Below are 17,642 nucleotides of genomic sequence, written 5' to 3'. Positions count from 1 at the left end.
TGCCTCGCTCGCGAACAGGCGTGCCTCGCTCGCGAACAGGCGTGCCTCGCGGCTTCTCCGCCTGCCGCGCATCCGTGAAGATCTCCCACGCCGCAATGAAGAGCGCCGCGATCACCGGGCCGATCACGAAGCCGTTCAGGCCGAACACCGAAAGCCCGCCCAGCGTCGCAATCAGCACCAGGTAATCAGGCATGCGTGTTTCCTTGCCAACCAGGATGGGACGGAGCACGTTGTCGATGAGACCGATCACCAGCACGCCCCAGGCGATGAGCCCGAGAGCAGGGACGACAGCGCCGGTCGCCAGCAGGTACAGCGCCACCGGCCCCCACACCAATGCGGCCCCCACTGCCGGCAGCAGCGACAGCAGCGCCATGAGCGCGCCCCACAGCAGCGCGCCCGGAATATCCAGCACCCAGAAGGCCAGCCAGCCCAGGGCACCCTGCACGAGTGCGACGACCACGTTTCCCTTGACCGTGGCGCGAACGACAACCGCGAACTGGTCGAGCAAGCGCACGGTGTGTTCGGGCTTGAGCGGCAAGGCGCGTGCAGCCGTCGCGGCAAGGCGGTGACCGTCGCGCAGCAGGAAGAACAGCACGTACAGCATCACGAAAAAGCTCACCACGAAGTCGAGCGTGTTCTGGCCGATGGTGAATACGCGCGAGGTGATGACCTCGCTGCTGCGGCCCAGTGCATCGACGAGCTTGCGTTGCACGGCAGCGAGGTCCGCCACGCCGTACCGCTCCAGCGCGCCGCGCAGCCACTGCGGCAACACATCGATGACCGCCTGGAAATAGGTGGCGACCTGGATCTCGCCGGACTTGAAGCGCTCATAGAAGGCAGTCGCCTCATGCGCGATGGAGACGCTGAGCATCGCCATTGGCAGCAGCACGCTCACCATGATGACGACCAGCGTGCCGAACGCGGCCCAGCCCTCGCGCCCACCGCAGACTTCGACCGAGCGTCTTTGCAGCGCCGAGAAGACGATCGCCATGAAGACAGCCCAGGACACTGCACCTGACATCGGCCACAGGATGGCCAGAAACAGCAGCGTGATGATCAGCACGAGCCAGAGCAATGCCTTGCTCTGCAGTGACGGGGAATTGAGTGGATCGGTATCGTTCATGGGCGCCGGCAAGGTTAACACCGGCCTGAACGCAGATGCCGCCTCCGGGCGGCAAAAAGCCGCCCGAAGGCGGCTTTGAAATCAGGCGCAATCGGCTTTCAGTTCTTCACGTAGTCCGACACGACCTTCCAGCGTGCATCCTGCAGCTGCGACAGGCGGGACAACTCATTGCCCAGGCGCTTCTTCGGGCCGAACTTCGACTCGGGGCTGCCGAACATGTCCGCTGGTATGACCATCGTGTCCATCGCCTTGATGAACGACTCGGTGTTCAGATTGGGGCCGGCCTTTTGCGAGGCAGCCAGGAAGGAGTCGATCAGCTGGTAGCCATAGACCGAGAAGACCGTCGGGTCCTCGTTGAACTTGGTCTTGTACTTGTTGGCCCAGAAGCGGATGGGCTGCGAAGTCTCGTCCAGGTAAGGGTGCTGCGCCGTGTGCGCTGCATAGAAGCCGTCCATCGCCTTGCCGCCCAGCTTGTGGATCAGGTCGGTGTAGGCGGCGCTGGAGCCGATGAAGGTCGGGTTGTAGCCGGTCTTCCTGGCTTCCGCGATAGCGCCGATGGTTTCGCGAATGATGGTGCCGAGCACCACCATGTCGCAGCCGGACGATTTGAGCCTGGCGATCTGCGACGAGAAGTCGGTTGCGCCGCGCTTGTAGCTGGTCTTTTCGGCCAGGTCCATTCCGGCAGCCTTCAGGCCCGCTTCGGCGCCGCGCATCACTTCCAGGCCGAACTCATCGTCCTGGTACATGGTGCAGACCTTCTTGGCGCCCTTGTCCTTCACCAGCTTGGGCACCGCCGTGCGCATCTGGTCATAGTAGGTCGCAGCGAACGAATACTTCAGGCGGTGGAAGGGCTCGTACATTTCGCGCGCAGCCGTGACCGGGAAGAAGTTGATGACGTTCTTTTCGAACTGCACCGGCATCGCGGCCATGTTCTGCGCGGTCCCGATGTGGCCGACCATCGCAAAGATCTTGTCCTGGTTCACCAGCTTTTGCGCGGCGAGCACCGCCTTCTTGGGGTCATAGGCCGAGTCTTCGACGATCAGCTTGATCTTGCGGCCGTTGACGCCGCCCTGTTCGTTGATTTCGTCCACGCGCAGCATCATGCCCAGGCGCACCTGCTTGCCGAATCCGGCGATCGGGCCGGACAGGTCCTGGATAGAACCGAGCGTGATCTCGGTCTTGCTCACGCCCTGGTTGGAGTTCTGGGCGGTGGCCATGGATGCGCCCAGCGCCATGATGGCGAGCGTGGCAGCGGTCCTGATTTTCATGATGTGTCTCCTTTGAATCTTCACCGCGTGAAACTTGCTGGTGATCCGCTGCATTTTTGCCCCGTGGCCCAAGGTGTCAAGCTGGCGTATTCACTTAGGGCTGAACCCTGCCACTGTCCTCACGAATACATCGCCTCGATTTGCGGTGAATACTTCTGCTGCACCAGTTTGCGTTTGAGTTTCATCGTTGGCGTCAGTTCTTCGTCCTCCGCCGACAGCTGCGTGTCGAGCAGGAAGAACTTCTTGATCTGTTCCACCCGCGCGAACTTCACGTTGACCCGCTCCAGCTCGGCCTGGATCAGCTCCTGCACTTGCGGGGTGCGGGTGAGGCTCGCGTAGTTGGAAAACGGCACGTCGTTGTCCTGCGCATACTTTTCGACGTTCTCCTGGTCGATCATCACGATCACCGTGAGGTACGGCCGCTTGTCGCCGATCACAACCGCATCGGTGATGTACGGCGAGAACTTCAGCTCGTTTTCCAGCTCGCTTGGCGTGATGTTCTTGCCGCCCGCGGTGATGATGATGTCCTTCATGCGGTCGGTGATGCGGAAGTAACCGTCGTCATCGACAACGCCCACGTCCCCGGTGTGCAACCAGCCGTCCTTGTCGATGGTCTCGGCTGTTTTCTCGGGCTGGTTCAGGTAGCCTATGAACACGTTGTCGCCGCGCACCATCAGCTCGCCGGTTTGCGGATCGAGCTTCACTTCATTGAATGAAGCGGCAGGTCCGATGGAGCCGGGCTTCATCTTGAGCGCCGGCACACCGGTGGACGCGCCACAGGATTCGGTCATGCCCCACACCTCCAGCATGGGAACGCCCAGCGCCAGATACCACTTCACCAGCTCGGGCGAAATCGGCGCCGCGCCCGTCACGAGAAAGCGCGCGCGATGGATGCCGATCAGCTTGCGCACGTTGTCCAGCGCGAGCCACCGCGCGATGGTGAACTTGAACTTCAACGCGCCATCGACCGGTTGGCCCGCCATCACCTTGTCTGCAATCTCGCGGCCCACGCCTATGCCCCATGCGTAGGCGGCCTGCTGCACCGGGCTGGCTTCTTTCAGCGCGATCATCACCGCCGAATAGAACTTCTCCCACACGCGCGGCACGGCGGTGAAAACAGTCGGTGCAATCTCGCGCACGTTCTCGGGCACCGTCTCGGGGTTTTCGACGAAGTTGAGGATGGCCCCGGTGTACAGCGCGAAGTATTCGCCGCCCACGCGCTCGGCGATGTGGCACAGCGGCAGGAAGCACATGCGCTCGTCGCGCTCGTCCTGGGCGATCAGCGTGTTGTAGCCGCGCACGGTGTACACGATGCCCTTGTGGCTGTGCATCGCGCCCTTGGGTTTGCCCGTCGTGCCCGAGGTGTACACCAGCATGGCAAGGTCTTCAGGGCGGCAGGCCTGCACACGCTGCATCAATTCGTCGGGATGCTTGGCGTTGTAATCGCGGCCCAACTCGCGCAGTGCGTCCAGGCTCATCACGCCGGCGTCATCCAGGTCGCGCAGGCCCTCCATGTCGAACACCACGATCTTCGTGAGTGCGCCGAGCTGCTCGCGCACTTCGAGCGCCTTGTCGAGCTGCTCGTCGTCTTCCACGAAGAGCACGGTGGTGCCGGAGTCCTCGCACAGGTACTGCACCTGCGACGCCGCGTCGGTGGGATAGATGCCGTTGGAGACGCCGCCGCACGACAGCACGGCCAGGTCGGTGAGCACCCATTCGATGACGGTGTTGGACAGAATGGATGCGGTGTGCCCGCGCTGGAAGCCCAGCGCCATGAGGCCGCCTGCGATTTCGCGTACGGCTTCGCCGGTCTGCGTCCAGGTCCAGGCGCGCCAGATGCCCAGCTTCTTTTGCCGCATCCATGTCTGCGCGCCGCGCTTGTGCACGCCGTTCCAGAACATCGCGCTGACGGTGTCGCCTTCCAGCTTGATGCTCGTCTCGGGCTGGATGTGGGAGAGGTCCCAGAGGTTGCTCATTACTTGTTTGCCTTTCGGTATCGCTCCCTCCCCTTCCGGGGGAGGGTTGGGGTGGGGGCTTGCAGCGCTTGCACAGGTTGCCGTGCCCCCATCCCGGCCTTCCCCCAAAGGGGGAAGCAGAAAAACCATCAACGCCAGTTCTTCTTTTTCTTCCAGCGCCGCTCACCGCGCACGCCTGCTTCCTTCATGCCCAGGTAGAACTCCTTGATGTCGTCCTTTTCGCGCAGGCGCGCGCAGGTGTCTTCCATCACGATGCGGCCGTTCTCCAGCACATAGCCGTAGTCGCTGGCATTGAGCGCCATGTTGGCGTTTTGTTCGACCAGCAAGATGGTGGTGCCGCGCTCGCGATTGATGCGAACGACGATCTCGAAAATCTCTTTCGTGAGCTTGGGCGACAGGCCCAGGCTGGGCTCATCGAGCAGGATCAGGTCGGGCGACGCCATGATCGCGCGCGAGATCGACAGCATCTGCTGCTGGCCGCCCGAGAGCAGCCCTGCATCCTGCGCGGCCCGCTCGCGAAGAATTGGAAAGTAGGTGTAGACCGCTTCCATGTCGCGCGCGATGCCGTCCTTGTCCTTGCGCGTGTAGGCACCCATCAACAGGTTGTCGTGCACCGACAGCAGCGGAAACACTTCGCGGCCTTCAGGCACATGCGACAGGCCCTGCTGCACGATGTGCGCCGGGTCCTTGGCGGTGATGCTCTCGCCCTTGAATTCAATCGTGCCCTTGCGCGGGTCGATGATGCCGGAGATGGTCTTCAAGATCGTCGTCTTGCCCGCGCCATTCGAGCCGAGCACCGTCGCAATCTCGCCGCGACGCACCTGCAAACTCACGCCGCGAATCGCTCGGATCGGACCATACGCCGACTCGACATTCGACAGCTTGAGCACGGGCGTATCGGACACTGCCGGAGGACTTTGGGACATTACGCGGCCTCCCTTCGCAGCGAAGAGACATCGTCTACCGAGCCGAGATAGGCCTCGATCACGCCGGGGTGCGTCTGCACTTCGCGCGGTGTGCCCATCGCCAGCACCTCGCCCATGTTCATCGCGAGCACGCGGTCCGATACCTTGGAGACGAGCGACATGTCGTGCTCGACCATCAGCACCGTGATGCCCAGTTCGTTCTTGATGTCCTGTATCCAGAACGCCATGTCCTCGGTCTCTTCCACGTTCAGGCCGGATGACGGCTCATCGAGCAGCAGCAGCTTGGGTTCGGTGCACAGGGCGCGTGCCAGCTCAACAACTTTTCGCACGCCGTAAGGCAAGCCCGCCACCATCGAATCGCGGTGCTTCTGCAGATCGAGAAAGTCGATGATGCGTTCGGTCTTCTCGCGCGCATCGATCTCGCCGCGCCGCGCCTTCGCAGTGAAGAAGATGTCGCTCCACAGGCTTGTCGTGCGATGGGTGTGCCGCCCGATCAGCATGTTCTGCAACACCGTCGCGTGTTCGAACAGCTCGATGTTCTGGAAGGTGCGTGCAATCCCCAGCGATGCAATCTTGTGCGGGGGCTGCTCGGTGAGCAGGGCGCCTTCGTATTCGATGGTGCCGGTGGTGGGCGTGTAGATGCGGCTGATCAGGTTGAACACGGTGGTCTTGCCCGCGCCATTGGGGCCGATCAGTGTGAAGACTTCGCCGCGCTTCACGTCGAAGCTCACGTTGTTCACCGCCAGCACGCCGCCGAAGCGCACGCTGAGGTTTTTGGCGGACAACAGCGCCGATTGTCCTGAGCTTGTCGAAGTGGTCATTTGAGGCGATCCGACTTCAGGAAGGACTTCTGCCGCTTGAACAGGCCCTTGCGATAGAACGGGAAGATCTGCAGGTAGGTTCGCACCTTGAGCCATCGGCCATAGATGCCCATCGGCTCGAACAGCACGAACATGATGAGCACGAGTCCGTACACCAGCCCTTGCAGTCCCGGTGCCTGGCCGATGACGGCGGGCAGGTAGTCCTTGGTCAGCGAGATCACCTGCGGCATCGAGATCAAAAAGATCGCGCCAAGGAATGCGCCGTGCACCGACCCAAGGCCGCCGATCACCACCATCAGCAGCAGGTCGATCGACTGCAGGATGTTGAACTGGTCGGGCGAGATAAACGTGAGCTTGTGCGCATACAGCGCGCCGCCGATGCCTGCCAGCGCTGCCGAGAGCGCGAACGACAGCGTCTTGTAGCGGGCCAGGTGAATGCCCATGCTCTGCGCAGAGATCTCCGAATCACGTATCGCAACGAAGGCCCGGCCCGTCGGCGAGCGGAGCAGGTTGAGGATGCCCAGCGTCGCAACGATCACCACGAAGAGGCACAGGAAGTAAAAGCCAATCGCTGAATCGACCTTGTAGCCAAAGAGATCGGGGTGCTTGACGTGAATACCCGAATTGCCGCCCGTCACCGATTCCCATCGTGCGAGCACTTCCTCGACGATGAAGCCGAACGAGAGCGTTGCGATACCCAGGTAGATGCCCTTCACGCGCAGCGCGGGCAGTCCCACGATGATGCCCACCGCAGCCGAGAGCAAGCCGGCCAGCACCAGCGCGATCGGAAACGGCACGCCCATGTTCACGAACACCGCCTGCGTGTACGCGCCCACGCCCAGGAATGCAGCGTGCCCGATGGAAAAGAGCCCGGTAAACCCCGCCAGCAGCATCAGGCCCAGGCCCACCACCGAATAGATCAACACGAAGGTGAGTTGGGCGAGCCAGTACTCGGCAAAGAGCCATGGCGCGGCGAGCAACAGCAGCACCAGCGCGCTGTACCAGAACACATGGCCGCCGTGCTTGGCCAGGTTGATGTCCTGGCCGTAGTCGGTCTTGAAGATGAATCTCACGTCAGACTTTCTTGCGGAGTTTCTCGCCGAACAAGCCGTTCGGTTTCACCATGAGCATGACCAGCACCACGATGTACGCGGCGATGTCCTTGAAGCCCTGCGGCAGGTAGAAGCCCGAGAGCGATTCGACGATGCCGATGATCAGCCCGCCGACGATGGCGCCAGGCAGGCTGCCGAATCCGCCGACCACAGCTGCCGGGAATGCCTTGAGGCCGATGAAGCCCATGTTGGCGTGCACGAAGGTAATCGGCGCGAGCAGCAGTCCGGCCACTGCCGCAACCGCTGCGGCCAGGCCCCACACCAGCCCGTTGAGCTTCTTGACCGGGATGCCCATGTAGTAGGCGGCGAGCTGGTTTTGCGACGAGGCCTGCATCGCGATGCCCATCTTGCTGTACTTGAAGATGGTGAAGAGCACGACGCACAGGGCTGCGGTCGCGCCAATCACGACCATCTGCTCTGCGTTGAGCACGAGTGCGCCGACATTCCAGATCTGGTCCTTGTAGGGCACGGGCAGCGTATGGGTTTCGGTGCCGATGCCGGGGATCATGGTGATGAGTCCGCGCGCCACGTAGCCGATGCCGATCGTCAGCATCACGATGGAGAACGCGGGCTGGCCCAGGATGGGGCGGATGACGATTCGCTCCAGCAGCACGCCAAACACCGCCATCGCCGCGATGGCGCTGATCACGGCCAGCCAGAACGGAAAACCCAGCATCGTCATGAGCGCCAGGCCCGCGAACGAGCCGAGCATCATCAGCTCGCCCTGGGCGAAGCTCACCGTCTCGGTGGCCTTGTAAATGAGCACGAAGCCCAGCGCAATCAGGCCGTAGATGCACCCCTGTGCGACTCCGCTGATTACCAGTTGAATGAATTGCACCTGCGCTCCAATCTTGTCTCGTGTGCCGGCTGGTTATAGCTTTAAGCGCGGGCCTCCGATACAGGGTTCTCACCCAATGGGGTGGTGTAATCGCGCGATGAGAGACACAGACGCAGACGCGGTTCAAGTGACCAGGCAGGGCCCGGTCACACTGGTGACACTGGCGCGCCCCGATGTGCGCAATGCCGTCGATGCGCCAACCGCGCTTGCGCTGCATCAGGCCTTCATCGACTTCGATGCGGATGAGGACGCGCGGGTTGCGGTGTTCCACGGCGCGAACGGGCACTTCTGCGCGGGCTGGGATTTGCAGGCCGGCGCGCGGCTGGCCGAGAAGCCGCAAGAGGTCATCGCCGAACTGGAATTCGATCCGTTGCAGTCGCAGCCCGTCGGGCCGATGGGACCGTCGCGCCTGCTGCTGTCCAAGCCTGTGATCGCGGCTGTCTCCGGCGCTGCGGTTGCAGGCGGCATGGAGCTGGCCCTGTGGTGCGACATGCGCGTGATGGAAGAAGACGCCTACTTCGGCGTGTACTGCCGCCGCTTCGGCGTGCCGCTGATCGACGGCGGCACGGTGCGGCTGCCGCGCCTGGTCGGCATGGGGCATGCCATCGACCTGATCCTTACCGGAAGAAAAGTGGAGGCGGCCGAGGCGCTACAGATGGGTCTGTGCAACCGCGTCGTCGCCAGGGGCAAGGCGCTGGAAGCAGCGATGGAACTCGCAGCGCAAATCGCAAAATTTCCGCAGGCCACGATGCTGGCCGACCGGATGAACGCCTATGCGCAGTGGGACTTGCCGCTAAAGGATGCCCTGCTGATGGAATGGCAGCGCAGCAAGCAGCGCATCGCCGATGGCATTGCCGGCGCGGGCCGCTTTGCAGGCGGCGAGGGACGACACGGAAAGTTCTAGATGGAAATGCCGTCGTTCGTGGGAATGGGCCGGGGCCTGCCGGTATCGTCAATCGCCACATAGGTCAGCGACGCCTCGGTTACTTTCACGTACTGCCGCTGGCTGCCGAAACGCTCGGCATAGACCTCGACCTGGACGGTGATCGAGGTTCGTCCGATTCGCGTGACATGCGCGAAGAACGACAGGATGTCGCCGACGCGCACCGGCTGCTTGAAGATGAACTGGTTGACGGCCACCGTCGCCATGCGGCCTGCGACATAGCGGGCCGGGACCACGGCCCCGGCCAGGTCGACCTGGGCCATGACCCAGCCGCCGAAGATGTCGCCATTGGCGTTGCAATCTGCGGGCATGGGAATGACCTTGAGCACCAGCTCCTTGTCCGAGGGCAGTGTGGACTGGAACGCGCTTGAATTCGCCGACATGGGCACAATCTCCGAAAGAACTCCAAGATTGTCCCTCATGCGCCGCTCTGGCGAAATTGCCTCCCCCGCCGCCGTGGCCGCCGACCTGGCGCTGCGCAAATCCGACCGCTCTGACTGGGCGACCCTCAAGCGCCTGTTTCCCTACCTGTGGCAGTACAAGTGGCGCGTGATGGCCGCGCTGGTGTTCATGATCGGCGCAAAGGTCGCCAACGTGAGCGTGCCGCTGCTGCTGAAAAACCTGGTGGACGCCATGTCGTTCAAGCCGGGCGACCCGACGGCGGTGCTGGTCGTGCCGATGGGCTTGCTCGTGGCCTATGGCTTGCTGCGGCTGTCGACATCGTTCTTCACCGAGTTGCGCGAACTGGTCTTTGCCAAGGCGACGCAGGGCGCGTCGCGCAGCATCGCGCTGGAGACCTTTCAACATCTGCATGCGTTGAGCTTGCGGTTCCATCTGGAGCGTCAGACCGGCGGCATGACCCGCGACATCGAACGCGGCGTGCGCGGCATCGAATCGCTGATCTCGTATTCGCTCTACAGCATCGTGCCGACGCTGATCGAAGTGTCTTTGGTGCTCACCATCCTGGCGGTGAAGTTCGATGCGTGGTTTGCGTGGATCACCCTCGGAGCGCTGGCCGTCTACATCGTGTTCACGGTGACCGTGACCGAATGGCGAACGCAGTTTCGCAAACAGGCCAATGAATTTGATTCGGCTGCGCACACCAAGGCCATCGATTCGCTGCTGAACTACGAGACGGTCAAGTATTTCAACAACGAAGAATTTGAGGCGCGCCGCTACGACACCAGCCTGGAAAGCCTGCGCCGCGCGCGATTGAAGAGCCAGACGACGCTGTCGCTGCTCAACACCGGGCAGCAGGTCATCATCGCGGTGGGTCTGGTCGGCATGCTGTGGCGCGCGACTGAGGGCGTGGTGGCTGGCACCATGACGCTGGGCGATTTGGTGATGATCAACGCCTTCATGATCCAGCTGTACATCCCCTTGAATTTTCTGGGTGTGCTGTATCGAGAGATCAAGCAGAGCCTGACGGACCTGGACAAGATGTTCGTGCTGATGGAGCGCGAACGCGAAGTAGCCGACCGCCCCGGTGCCGTGCCCCTTGCTCTGTCCCCCGCCGCGGACTTCCTCCCTCTCCCGCAAGCGGGAGAGGGCCGGGGTGAGGGCTCTCCCTCTTCACCCCAAGACCCCACCGTCCGCTTCAACCACGTCACCTTCGCCTACGACCCCGCCCGCGTCATCCTGCACGACGTGAGCTTTGAAATCCCCGCCGGCAAAACAGTGGCCGTCGTCGGCCCCTCTGGCTCTGGCAAGTCCACACTCGCCAGGCTGCTCTACCGCTTCTACGACGTAGGCATCCCCGGCAACACCAGCGTGGACGGCGGCCGCATCACCATCGGCGGACAGGACATCCGTGAAGTGACGCAGTCCAGCGTGCGGCAGGCGATCGGCATCGTCCCGCAAGACACGGTGCTCTTCAACGACACGGTTGAATACAACATCGCCTATGGCCGCCCCGGCGCGTCGCGCGCCGAGGTTGAAGAAGCGGCCAAGGCCGCGCGCATCCATGGCTTCATCGAATCCACGCCCAAGGGCTACCAGACGATGGTGGGCGAACGCGGGCTGAAGCTGTCGGGCGGCGAGAAGCAACGCGTGGCGATTGCACGCACGCTGCTCAAGAACCCGCCTATCCTGATCTTCGACGAAGCGACCAGCGCGCTTGACTCCGCGAATGAGCGCGCGATACAGGCAGAGATCAAGACCGCAGCGCAGAACAAGACGACGCTGGTGATCGCCCACCGGCTATCGACGGTGGTCGATGCGCATGAGATTCTCGTGATGGACGCCGGCCGCATCATCGAGCGGGGCACGCATGCGCAACTGCTGGCGAAGCAGGGGCGGTATGCGGAAATGTGGGCGTTGCAGCAGCAGGGGAAAGAGGAGTGAGTGGGGGCAGAGCGCAGCGACGCATTAGCACTTCGCTACCGAAAGGTGACGCCAGTCTGGTTGCGCGTGTACGTCGCGACCTTGCGTTGGGTGGCCAACATGCCCAGGAACGCCACCAAATCGGCCGAGCCCATGTCGCGTGGATGCTTGAGGTTGTGCCAGCGGATTAAGAACCGCACCCAGTAGGTACAGGCGTTCTCGGTCTTGAGGCTGTAGTGCAGATACCAGTCCCGCTCGCGGACTCGGTCCAGCAGGCGGGTGGATGGGAAACGTGGTGCTGCCTTCTGCGGGCGTGACGCGAAGTTGCGAGGGCCGCGTCGTCGAAGGAAGTTTTATCCAGCAAAAGTCACAGAAAAGCGAGCAGTGATAGACCGCGTTTGTAAGCTTGCTTGATATACATTGCGCAGAGGTGGTCAGAACTTTGGCGCGGGAGGAAGTTAATGCTGGAGAGGCAAGGACTTAGCGCAGGTGCGCGCCTCGAGGCTTCGCCTTGCGCCGCTTTTATCGAGCAGCGGTTGATCCAGGCATTACGTTAGACGGCAAGAATAAGAGCGCTGATTCTTGGAGGAGACGGCATGAGGAAGTTTGAGGAGAGAGGTAACTGTATTCGGGCCGAGGCCAAAGCGCTGGTCTACCAGTACGAGCAGGCGTCGGACCTTTGCCAGCCTGGAAGAGAGAGCTTGCGCCTGTCCCCGATCTTTCGTGCTTGCGGCTTCGACTGGGGCGAGCACGAAAAGGCTACGTCCTCGAGCCAGCAATACTGGGTTGTTGCCATCATGCGCGAGAAGGCGAGGTTGAGCGCGTCCCTCTGTCTGGTCCGTGGCGGTTCAAGTGAGGAACGCTTTGCCTTCTAACAGGTCGTTCGACGCGGACACGCCGCGGCCTTGCGCTGCAAAGCATACTGGTGAGCTACACCTTGGGGCGCAATGCTGCTGCGCGCCGATCAGCTCCGACGCTAGACCTCACGTTCATGGCCCAATCCATATCTAACTTTCCTGGTGGCTCGAAGAAGCGCGTAACTCGCGCGGGCGCCGCAGTTCGGGATGGTTTGGCAATTGACGAGGATCTTCGGGTAATCGACGAGTGGAGAGCCGCGCATCGCGGAGTGCTGAACACCTTTCAAGCGATCCTGCGGAATAGAACGAGAGATACCAGCATCGCAGTCGCTCAGCGGCACAAACGGAAGCGGACCATCTTTGACAAGCTTCGTCGGTTTTCGCAAATGCAACTAGCACGCATGGATGACGTTGCGGGCTGTAGATTGATCTTTCGAGGAGTAGAAGACCTTTACGCATTTCGAACGGAGTTCCACGAAGCTCGCTTCAAGCACCAGAGACGGAACGACCTCGATAAGTACGACTACATAAAACAACCCAAGGACACGGGGTATCGCGGCGTACACGACGTGTACGAATACGACGTGAACTCCGACGTCGGCAAGAGCTTGACGGGCCTGTATGTCGAAATCCAGTACCGGACGCTGGTGCAGCACGCGTGGGCTACGGCGGTAGAAGTAATTGGCTTCGTGACGGAGAGCCAGCCAAAGTTTCAACAAGGCGACAAACGCTATGAACGTGCGATGGCTCTGGCAAGCGAGATACTTGCCAGAGCTCACGAATCTGCGAAGGGAGCCTATCCCTATCTTTCAGATCGAGATTTGGTGAGGGGTTTCTTAGCGCTTGACCGCGAGCTCCACTTGCTGCGAATGCTTCGGGGGTTAAACGCCACTGACAAAGCAGTATCGGCCAAGAGGAACGCGATTCTCATTATGTCGGCCAACGGCGAACTTGAAGTAAAGATGTACCGGGAGGCACCCGATGCCCTCCGCGCACTGTTCGAATTGGAAAAGGAAATGCCCGATCGCGACATCGTTCTCGTGCGGGCGGACACGAGCGACGAAGTTCGGATCGCATTTCGAAACTACTTCTCGGACGCGCGGGACTTCATCAAGCTCATTGAGGATGGCTGCACAAGGTTGACGCAGCCACGTGTTAAGAAACACGCCCCAAAAAAGATTCTCCGTAAGAGGCCGAGATGAGGTCTAACAGGTCGTTCGACGCGGACGTCCGATCGGTCGGCTTCGCTCGCCTAATGGGCGCCGGTCGACTCGAACGTTATGCAGCCGAGTGAACAATTGGTTTTTCTAGAGGAGTAGCTTGTGACGGAAGATCAAAAGACGAAGTGCCACGCGATCATTCACAGCCATGCTGCGGCGGCTGCAGCGGGGAATGTCATTCCAATTCCAGGACTTGGCATAGCCGTTGATGTTGTGACTATGACGACCATGACAATGGCGCTATGCGCCGTTTTTGGTGGCAGCATCACACAAGAGACGGCGAAATCGCTAGCAATCGCGGCTCTGAAAAACACGGCGCTAAAGCAGCCGATAAAGACGCTCGCGAGAGAACTTTCTAAATTGATTCCTGGTCTCGGACAAGTCATAGCGCCTAGCATCGCCGTTGTCATGCTCGAAGCGACGGGGTGGGTCTTGGCTAGCGAACTCGAGACAAAGTTCAAAGGTCCAGGGGGAACTGCTGCATAACATGTCGCTCGAGACGGAAACACACTTGCATGGGGCGGCCTCGCGGCGAATGGCGGGTTCCGGTCAGCTCCGACTTTAGAACGCTTACCCATCAACTGTGAACTTCCATAGAGGGAAAAAATGCGAAATGCTCTCGCCGTAATTCTTACTGCTACGCTAACCTTGGCCTGCAGCAAGCCACAAGACATCGTCTTCGGCCCTGAGCCGCTCAGACAGATCAGCGAGCAAGGGGATCAATTCAAGAAACTGCCTGAGGAAGATCGAACGCTACTTGTCGCATACCTCGGGGTCACGCAAATTGGCAAGGCATTCGGGGCTGAAACCAAGTCACCAACAGGCCGAACGGTTGGCGAAGTACTAGCCGACGCGCGAGCGTGGAAAGAGAGAGTACAGGCCGCAGAGGCAGAGGCCAAGAAGCGTGAGGCGGAAGCCGAAGCACTGAAAGCTAAGGTTCTGGCAGAACGAAAAGCAATCATGGAGCGAATTTCGTCGAGCGTGGTCGTCGCGATCATCGGAACACGTGTTCTCCCGAAAAACTACGATGCTGGCCGCTACAGCGAAATGCTCAGCATTTCGTATGCAATCGAGAACAAATCTGAGAAGGCTTTTCTCCAGCTCAAAGGCCGCGCTGTATTTAAAGACGCCACCGGAGATCTTGTGGGCTGGCTCCCGGTCGACTTCGATGAGCCAGTCGGTGCAGGCAAAACGTTGAAAACAACTACTGGTCGCGGCTGGAAGCTGAATGAGTTTAGAAACGGAGAGATCGAGAAGATTGCCGGCCGAGAGTTCTCGTCCATGAAGGCAACGTTCGAGCCCGAGTCGATTGCGTTTGAAGGGGGCGAGGTTCTGAAGGCGCCTGAGGTTCGAGAGTAGCGTTCTAACCCTTCCTCATGTCAAACGCTAAATCTCAAAGGGACACATGGACGCCTCTGAAAAAATTGCCCACGACTACTTTGTTCACCGCGGCTTCAAGAGCATCGTGTACGAGCCTGACGGGAACATCCCGCCGGACCTCCTTCTTGACAGTTCAACAGCGGTTGAAGTGCGGCGCCTCAATCAGAACTATTTTGACGCTGCGGGTGCGCAAGGGCTGGAGCAGGTCGCCATTCCGCTGTGGCGGAAGGTGAAGGCGCTCTTCACGAGCATGGGACCACCAATCAGCGGCGAAAGCTGGTTTGTTCACTTCAGGTACGGGCGGCCCGTCGAGCCATGGAAGAGCCTGGAACCCAAGTTGCGCGCGGGACTCACAAGTTTCATGGCCTCACCCACCAAAGGTCGCACCGTTGTCGCGACAGGGCAGGGATTCGAGCTTGAGGTTTTCTGCCGTACTTCCAATCCCCATGCGTCGATGTTCGTGATGGCGGGGTGCTCGGATGAAGAGTCGGGGGGATGGGTTCTCGCCGAAATGGAAACGAACATTCGTTACTGTGCCAGCGAGAAGGCGAGAAAAATCGCGAAGGTGCGGCCGAATTACTCGACCTGGTGGCTGGCTCTAGTCGATCACATTGGTTACGCGCTGGACGACTTCGACCAGGAGATGTTCCGAGAGCAAGTTTCTATTCAGCATAGCTGGGACAAGATCATTTTGATTGACCCTCGTGACCACACGCGCGCGTTTGAGATCTAACTTGGCAGTCGACGCGGACGTTCACGCGGCACGCTGTCGCGTGCCTATGAACCGCCGGTCACTTTTACGTTAGACAGCAGAGCCATGCAGTTTCTTCTCGCCGCGCTCATGGGTCTCCTCGCCGTCGACCTGCTCCTCGTAACTATTTGGATCGCAGTACGCCTCGCTTCCGACACAGCTACCGGCAGTCCAGCGGAGGTGGCCCCCTTTTTCGTGGCAGCGGGGGTCTTCCTGGCATTGGTATCGCTGCTCCTGAATCGAAGGCGGGAGGCATCGAAGGACTACTTGGAGAGTGCGACCGATCTCATTGAGAAGGCCTACGAGGTTTTGAACGACAGGGATGACGCGGGACGACCCAAGAACAGCCGCATCAATTGGCTCACGTCCGCTCGCCTTCTGAGGAAATCTGAACAGATCGCTAGACGAATCACGGATCGAAGCCACGTACAGATCTGGAAGGAGAAGCTCGAGTACTGGAGAGGTAAGTTGCATGACTTAATCCTCCCAGGCAACGAGGGGTTCCCGAGCAGCTATTACGCCGAGAAGCCGGACCACCTCTATGCATGGTCTGACGACGTGCGAGAGCCGCTATCGTTGAAGTCGTTGGCCGTCCTCTATCGGTTCGTGCGATGGCCCGCCGGCCACGAAGACCCCCTAAAGGATGACGAAGGATTCACTGAAGACGAAATCCAGAAGATGGCGATGTTTGGCCCCCGAGGTCTGGGTGAGCTATTGGAAGACTTCCATGAGCTTCGTCGCAAGAAGGAAAAGAAGTGAGTCAAGCGCGTGCGCCACTGTCCAACATGCCAATCGACACGGACCCACAACCGCAGTCCTGCGGCTTCGCCGCTGGTGTTGTGGGCCGGTCATTTTCATCTTGTACCGCATAAGGAGACGCTGTGAGCTATCTGTCAAACTTCGAGCGCTCATTCAGCGAGCACACCTTGGCGGTCATCGAGGAGTACAGCGGCACGTATGACGCAACGCTCTTGATCAACTGCTTGCTAGGTTTGCTCGTAGTTCCAAAGGAAACGGTGCTGAATGCGATTCCGGATACGCCGCTGAGCGAGTTGAAAAAGTGGGGCATCGAACCGGCTTCAATTCGAGATCCGGGCAGGTCGCGGGGTACAAAAGATCCAGATCCAAAGACGTTGCGTGGGTTGGTGGCCAACCTACGTCACTCGGTCGCGCACTTCCGCATACAGCCCGTGCCGAAAGAGGGAGAGGTCAACGCCTTCGAGTTTCGGAACGACAGAGGGCTGAATGCCGTTATCTCCCTCAGCGAACTCCGCGAGTTCGTCAAGAAGTTGTCTGCTCACCTGAAAACCCAGTAGCTCACGACAGGAGAAGCCATGAAAACCTTCATCAAGTTTGTTGCCTTCTTGGTTGGCTGGCTGGTAGGAATTGTGCTGGTTGCTGTCGGACAGGAATCCCAGGGGCAGCAGTACCGGACTGGCATCGGCAATATGGCGGGTTTGTTTATCGGTGGCCTCGCGTGGTGGTTGGTAGCCCGCATGCAACGCCCGCGCGAGTGAAGCGCATGCGGTACAACATGTCGTTCAACACCGACGCCCTGCGGCGTCCGTGCGCTGCGCGCACTCCTGACGCAAGTCGCCGGTTAACTTTGCTTAATGCATTTCAACCAAATTGGCCACAGGCCACACGTCCATGCGTCTATTTGCAATAGTTTTGCTCGCTACGCTTCTCTCTTCCTGTGCCAAGGCACCGGACCCAGCGGTCTGCGCAAGCCTGGACCGGACAATTGACCACAACATCAAGAAGATCGCGCTTACTCTTGTTGAGGGCGAGATCTCTGATAAGGGGGCAATGCAGCAAGCGGCTCGCTACACGATGGTGAGCAGCAGGTTGCAAGTCATTGCGACAAATGTGGAGCTCCAGTCTAAGAACAACTGCCAAGTTCGGCAGGCACCAATCGATCCGTTGGTGTACGAGGATGATGCGATGAAGTGCTTCAGTGCTACTTTGAGTCAGAAGCCTGAGGTAACCTCATTGTGCGAATTCAAGAGCTGGAAGGGCAATGCAAAGTAGGTGGCGGCGCGATCTATCGCCATATGTTCTCAATGCCTAACCAGTGGCTTGAGCCGACTCGCGTCGGCAAGCCG

At 60.3% G+C, this 17,642-nt stretch carries 20 protein-coding genes; 11 read left to right on the top strand and 9 right to left on the bottom strand.

Features of this window, described 5'->3' with window-relative positions; genetic code table 11:
* The 7 genes from AQ12_RS16625 to AQ12_RS16595 form a co-directional block, all read right to left on the bottom strand.
* Positions 1 to 1,123, bottom strand: a 1,123-nt coding sequence (locus AQ12_RS16625) for an AI-2E family transporter (RefSeq protein WP_082151648.1), incomplete at its 3' end; no start/stop codon positions are given.
* A 98-nt stretch (positions 1,124 to 1,221) separates the two neighbouring features.
* Positions 1,222 to 2,391 (bottom strand): ABC transporter substrate-binding protein, encoded by a 1,170-nt coding sequence (locus AQ12_RS16620; RefSeq protein WP_048441072.1) that lies wholly within the window; start codon positions 2,389 to 2,391, stop codon positions 1,222 to 1,224.
* A gap of 119 nt (positions 2,392 to 2,510) precedes the next feature.
* On the bottom strand, positions 2,511 to 4,367 hold the full coding sequence (locus tag AQ12_RS16615) for a long-chain fatty acid--CoA ligase (protein WP_048441071.1): 1,857 nt from the start codon (positions 4,365 to 4,367) through the stop codon (positions 2,511 to 2,513).
* A 128-nt stretch (positions 4,368 to 4,495) separates the two neighbouring features.
* A complete protein-coding gene (locus AQ12_RS16610; protein ID WP_048441070.1) occupies positions 4,496 to 5,293 on the bottom strand; it encodes an ABC transporter ATP-binding protein in 798 nt (265 codons plus the stop codon).
* A complete protein-coding gene (locus tag AQ12_RS16605; protein WP_048441069.1) occupies positions 5,293 to 6,114 on the bottom strand; it encodes an ABC transporter ATP-binding protein in 822 nt (273 codons plus the stop codon). The genes AQ12_RS16610 and AQ12_RS16605 overlap by 1 nt, the downstream gene beginning before the upstream one ends.
* On the bottom strand, positions 6,111 to 7,187 hold the full coding sequence (locus AQ12_RS16600; protein WP_048441068.1) for a branched-chain amino acid ABC transporter permease: 1,077 nt from the start codon (positions 7,185 to 7,187) through the stop codon (positions 6,111 to 6,113). The genes AQ12_RS16605 and AQ12_RS16600 overlap by 4 nt, the downstream gene beginning before the upstream one ends.
* Before the next feature lies 1 nt (position 7,188).
* A complete protein-coding gene (locus AQ12_RS16595; RefSeq protein WP_048441067.1) occupies positions 7,189 to 8,064 on the bottom strand; it encodes a branched-chain amino acid ABC transporter permease in 876 nt (291 codons plus the stop codon).
* A gap of 97 nt (positions 8,065 to 8,161) precedes the next feature.
* On the opposite strand from AQ12_RS16595, the gene AQ12_RS16590 reads away from it, so the two are divergent.
* Positions 8,162 to 8,968 (top strand): crotonase/enoyl-CoA hydratase family protein, encoded by an 807-nt coding sequence (locus tag AQ12_RS16590; RefSeq protein WP_048441066.1) that lies wholly within the window; start codon positions 8,162 to 8,164, stop codon positions 8,966 to 8,968.
* On the opposite strand, the gene AQ12_RS16585 is transcribed toward AQ12_RS16590, so the two are convergent.
* Entirely contained in the window at positions 8,965 to 9,390 is a 426-nt protein-coding gene (locus AQ12_RS16585; protein WP_048441065.1) for an acyl-CoA thioesterase, read from the bottom strand. The two genes, AQ12_RS16590 and AQ12_RS16585, sit on opposite strands and share 4 nt — an antisense overlap.
* A 37-nt stretch (positions 9,391 to 9,427) precedes the next feature.
* Here AQ12_RS16585 and AQ12_RS16580 point away from each other — a divergent pair, with 37 nt between their 5' ends.
* Positions 9,428 to 11,350 (top strand): ABC transporter ATP-binding protein/permease, encoded by a 1,923-nt coding sequence (locus tag AQ12_RS16580; protein ID WP_048441064.1) that lies wholly within the window; start codon positions 9,428 to 9,430, stop codon positions 11,348 to 11,350.
* A gap of 35 nt (positions 11,351 to 11,385) precedes the next feature.
* Here AQ12_RS16580 and AQ12_RS22525 read toward each other — a convergent pair whose 3' ends face one another.
* Positions 11,386 to 11,601, bottom strand: a complete 216-nt coding sequence (locus AQ12_RS22525; RefSeq protein WP_255352483.1) for a phage integrase N-terminal SAM-like domain-containing protein — start codon at positions 11,599 to 11,601, stop codon at positions 11,386 to 11,388.
* A gap of 324 nt (positions 11,602 to 11,925) precedes the next feature.
* Here AQ12_RS22525 and AQ12_RS16575 point away from each other — a divergent pair, with 324 nt between their 5' ends.
* From AQ12_RS16575 to AQ12_RS16535, 9 genes are all read left to right on the top strand, one after another.
* The gene (locus tag AQ12_RS16575; protein ID WP_053076772.1) at positions 11,926 to 12,204 is read left to right on the top strand and encodes a hypothetical protein; all 279 of its coding nucleotides are present in this window, start codon (positions 11,926 to 11,928) and stop codon (positions 12,202 to 12,204) included.
* A gap of 116 nt (positions 12,205 to 12,320) precedes the next feature.
* Positions 12,321 to 13,388 carry a RelA/SpoT domain-containing protein gene (locus AQ12_RS16570; protein ID WP_048441063.1) on the top strand — a complete coding sequence of 356 codons (1,068 nt, stop codon included), beginning with the start codon at positions 12,321 to 12,323 and terminating at the stop codon, positions 13,386 to 13,388.
* 120 nt (positions 13,389 to 13,508) lie between these two features.
* Positions 13,509 to 13,892, top strand: coding sequence for a hypothetical protein (locus AQ12_RS16565; RefSeq protein WP_048441062.1), 384 nt, complete (start codon positions 13,509 to 13,511; stop codon positions 13,890 to 13,892).
* Positions 13,893 to 14,012: 120 nt separating this feature from the next.
* Positions 14,013 to 14,765, top strand: coding sequence for a hypothetical protein (locus AQ12_RS16560; protein WP_048441061.1), 753 nt, complete (start codon positions 14,013 to 14,015; stop codon positions 14,763 to 14,765).
* Positions 14,766 to 14,811: 46 nt separating this feature from the next.
* Entirely contained in the window at positions 14,812 to 15,519 is a 708-nt protein-coding gene (locus tag AQ12_RS16555; RefSeq protein ID WP_048441060.1) for a hypothetical protein, read from the top strand.
* 84 nt (positions 15,520 to 15,603) lie between these two features.
* Positions 15,604 to 16,296 (top strand): hypothetical protein, encoded by a 693-nt coding sequence (locus AQ12_RS16550; RefSeq protein WP_048441059.1) that lies wholly within the window; start codon positions 15,604 to 15,606, stop codon positions 16,294 to 16,296.
* 122 nt (positions 16,297 to 16,418) lie between these two features.
* The gene (locus AQ12_RS16545; protein WP_048441058.1) at positions 16,419 to 16,853 is read left to right on the top strand and encodes a HEPN family nuclease; all 435 of its coding nucleotides are present in this window, start codon (positions 16,419 to 16,421) and stop codon (positions 16,851 to 16,853) included.
* A gap of 18 nt (positions 16,854 to 16,871) precedes the next feature.
* A complete protein-coding gene (locus AQ12_RS16540) occupies positions 16,872 to 17,054 on the top strand; it encodes a hypothetical protein (protein WP_048441057.1) in 183 nt (60 codons plus the stop codon).
* A gap of 133 nt (positions 17,055 to 17,187) precedes the next feature.
* Positions 17,188 to 17,568, top strand: coding sequence for a hypothetical protein (locus tag AQ12_RS16535; protein ID WP_048441056.1), 381 nt, complete (start codon positions 17,188 to 17,190; stop codon positions 17,566 to 17,568).
* The last annotated feature ends 74 nt before the right edge of the window (positions 17,569 to 17,642 follow it).

This window comes from Caenimonas sp. SL110 (assembly GCF_001044395.1).
Classification (GTDB): Bacteria; Pseudomonadota; Gammaproteobacteria; order Burkholderiales; family Burkholderiaceae_C; genus Ramlibacter.
Note: the sequence above shows the minus strand (reverse complement) of the source record. Positions and strands in the feature narration are given on the sequence as shown.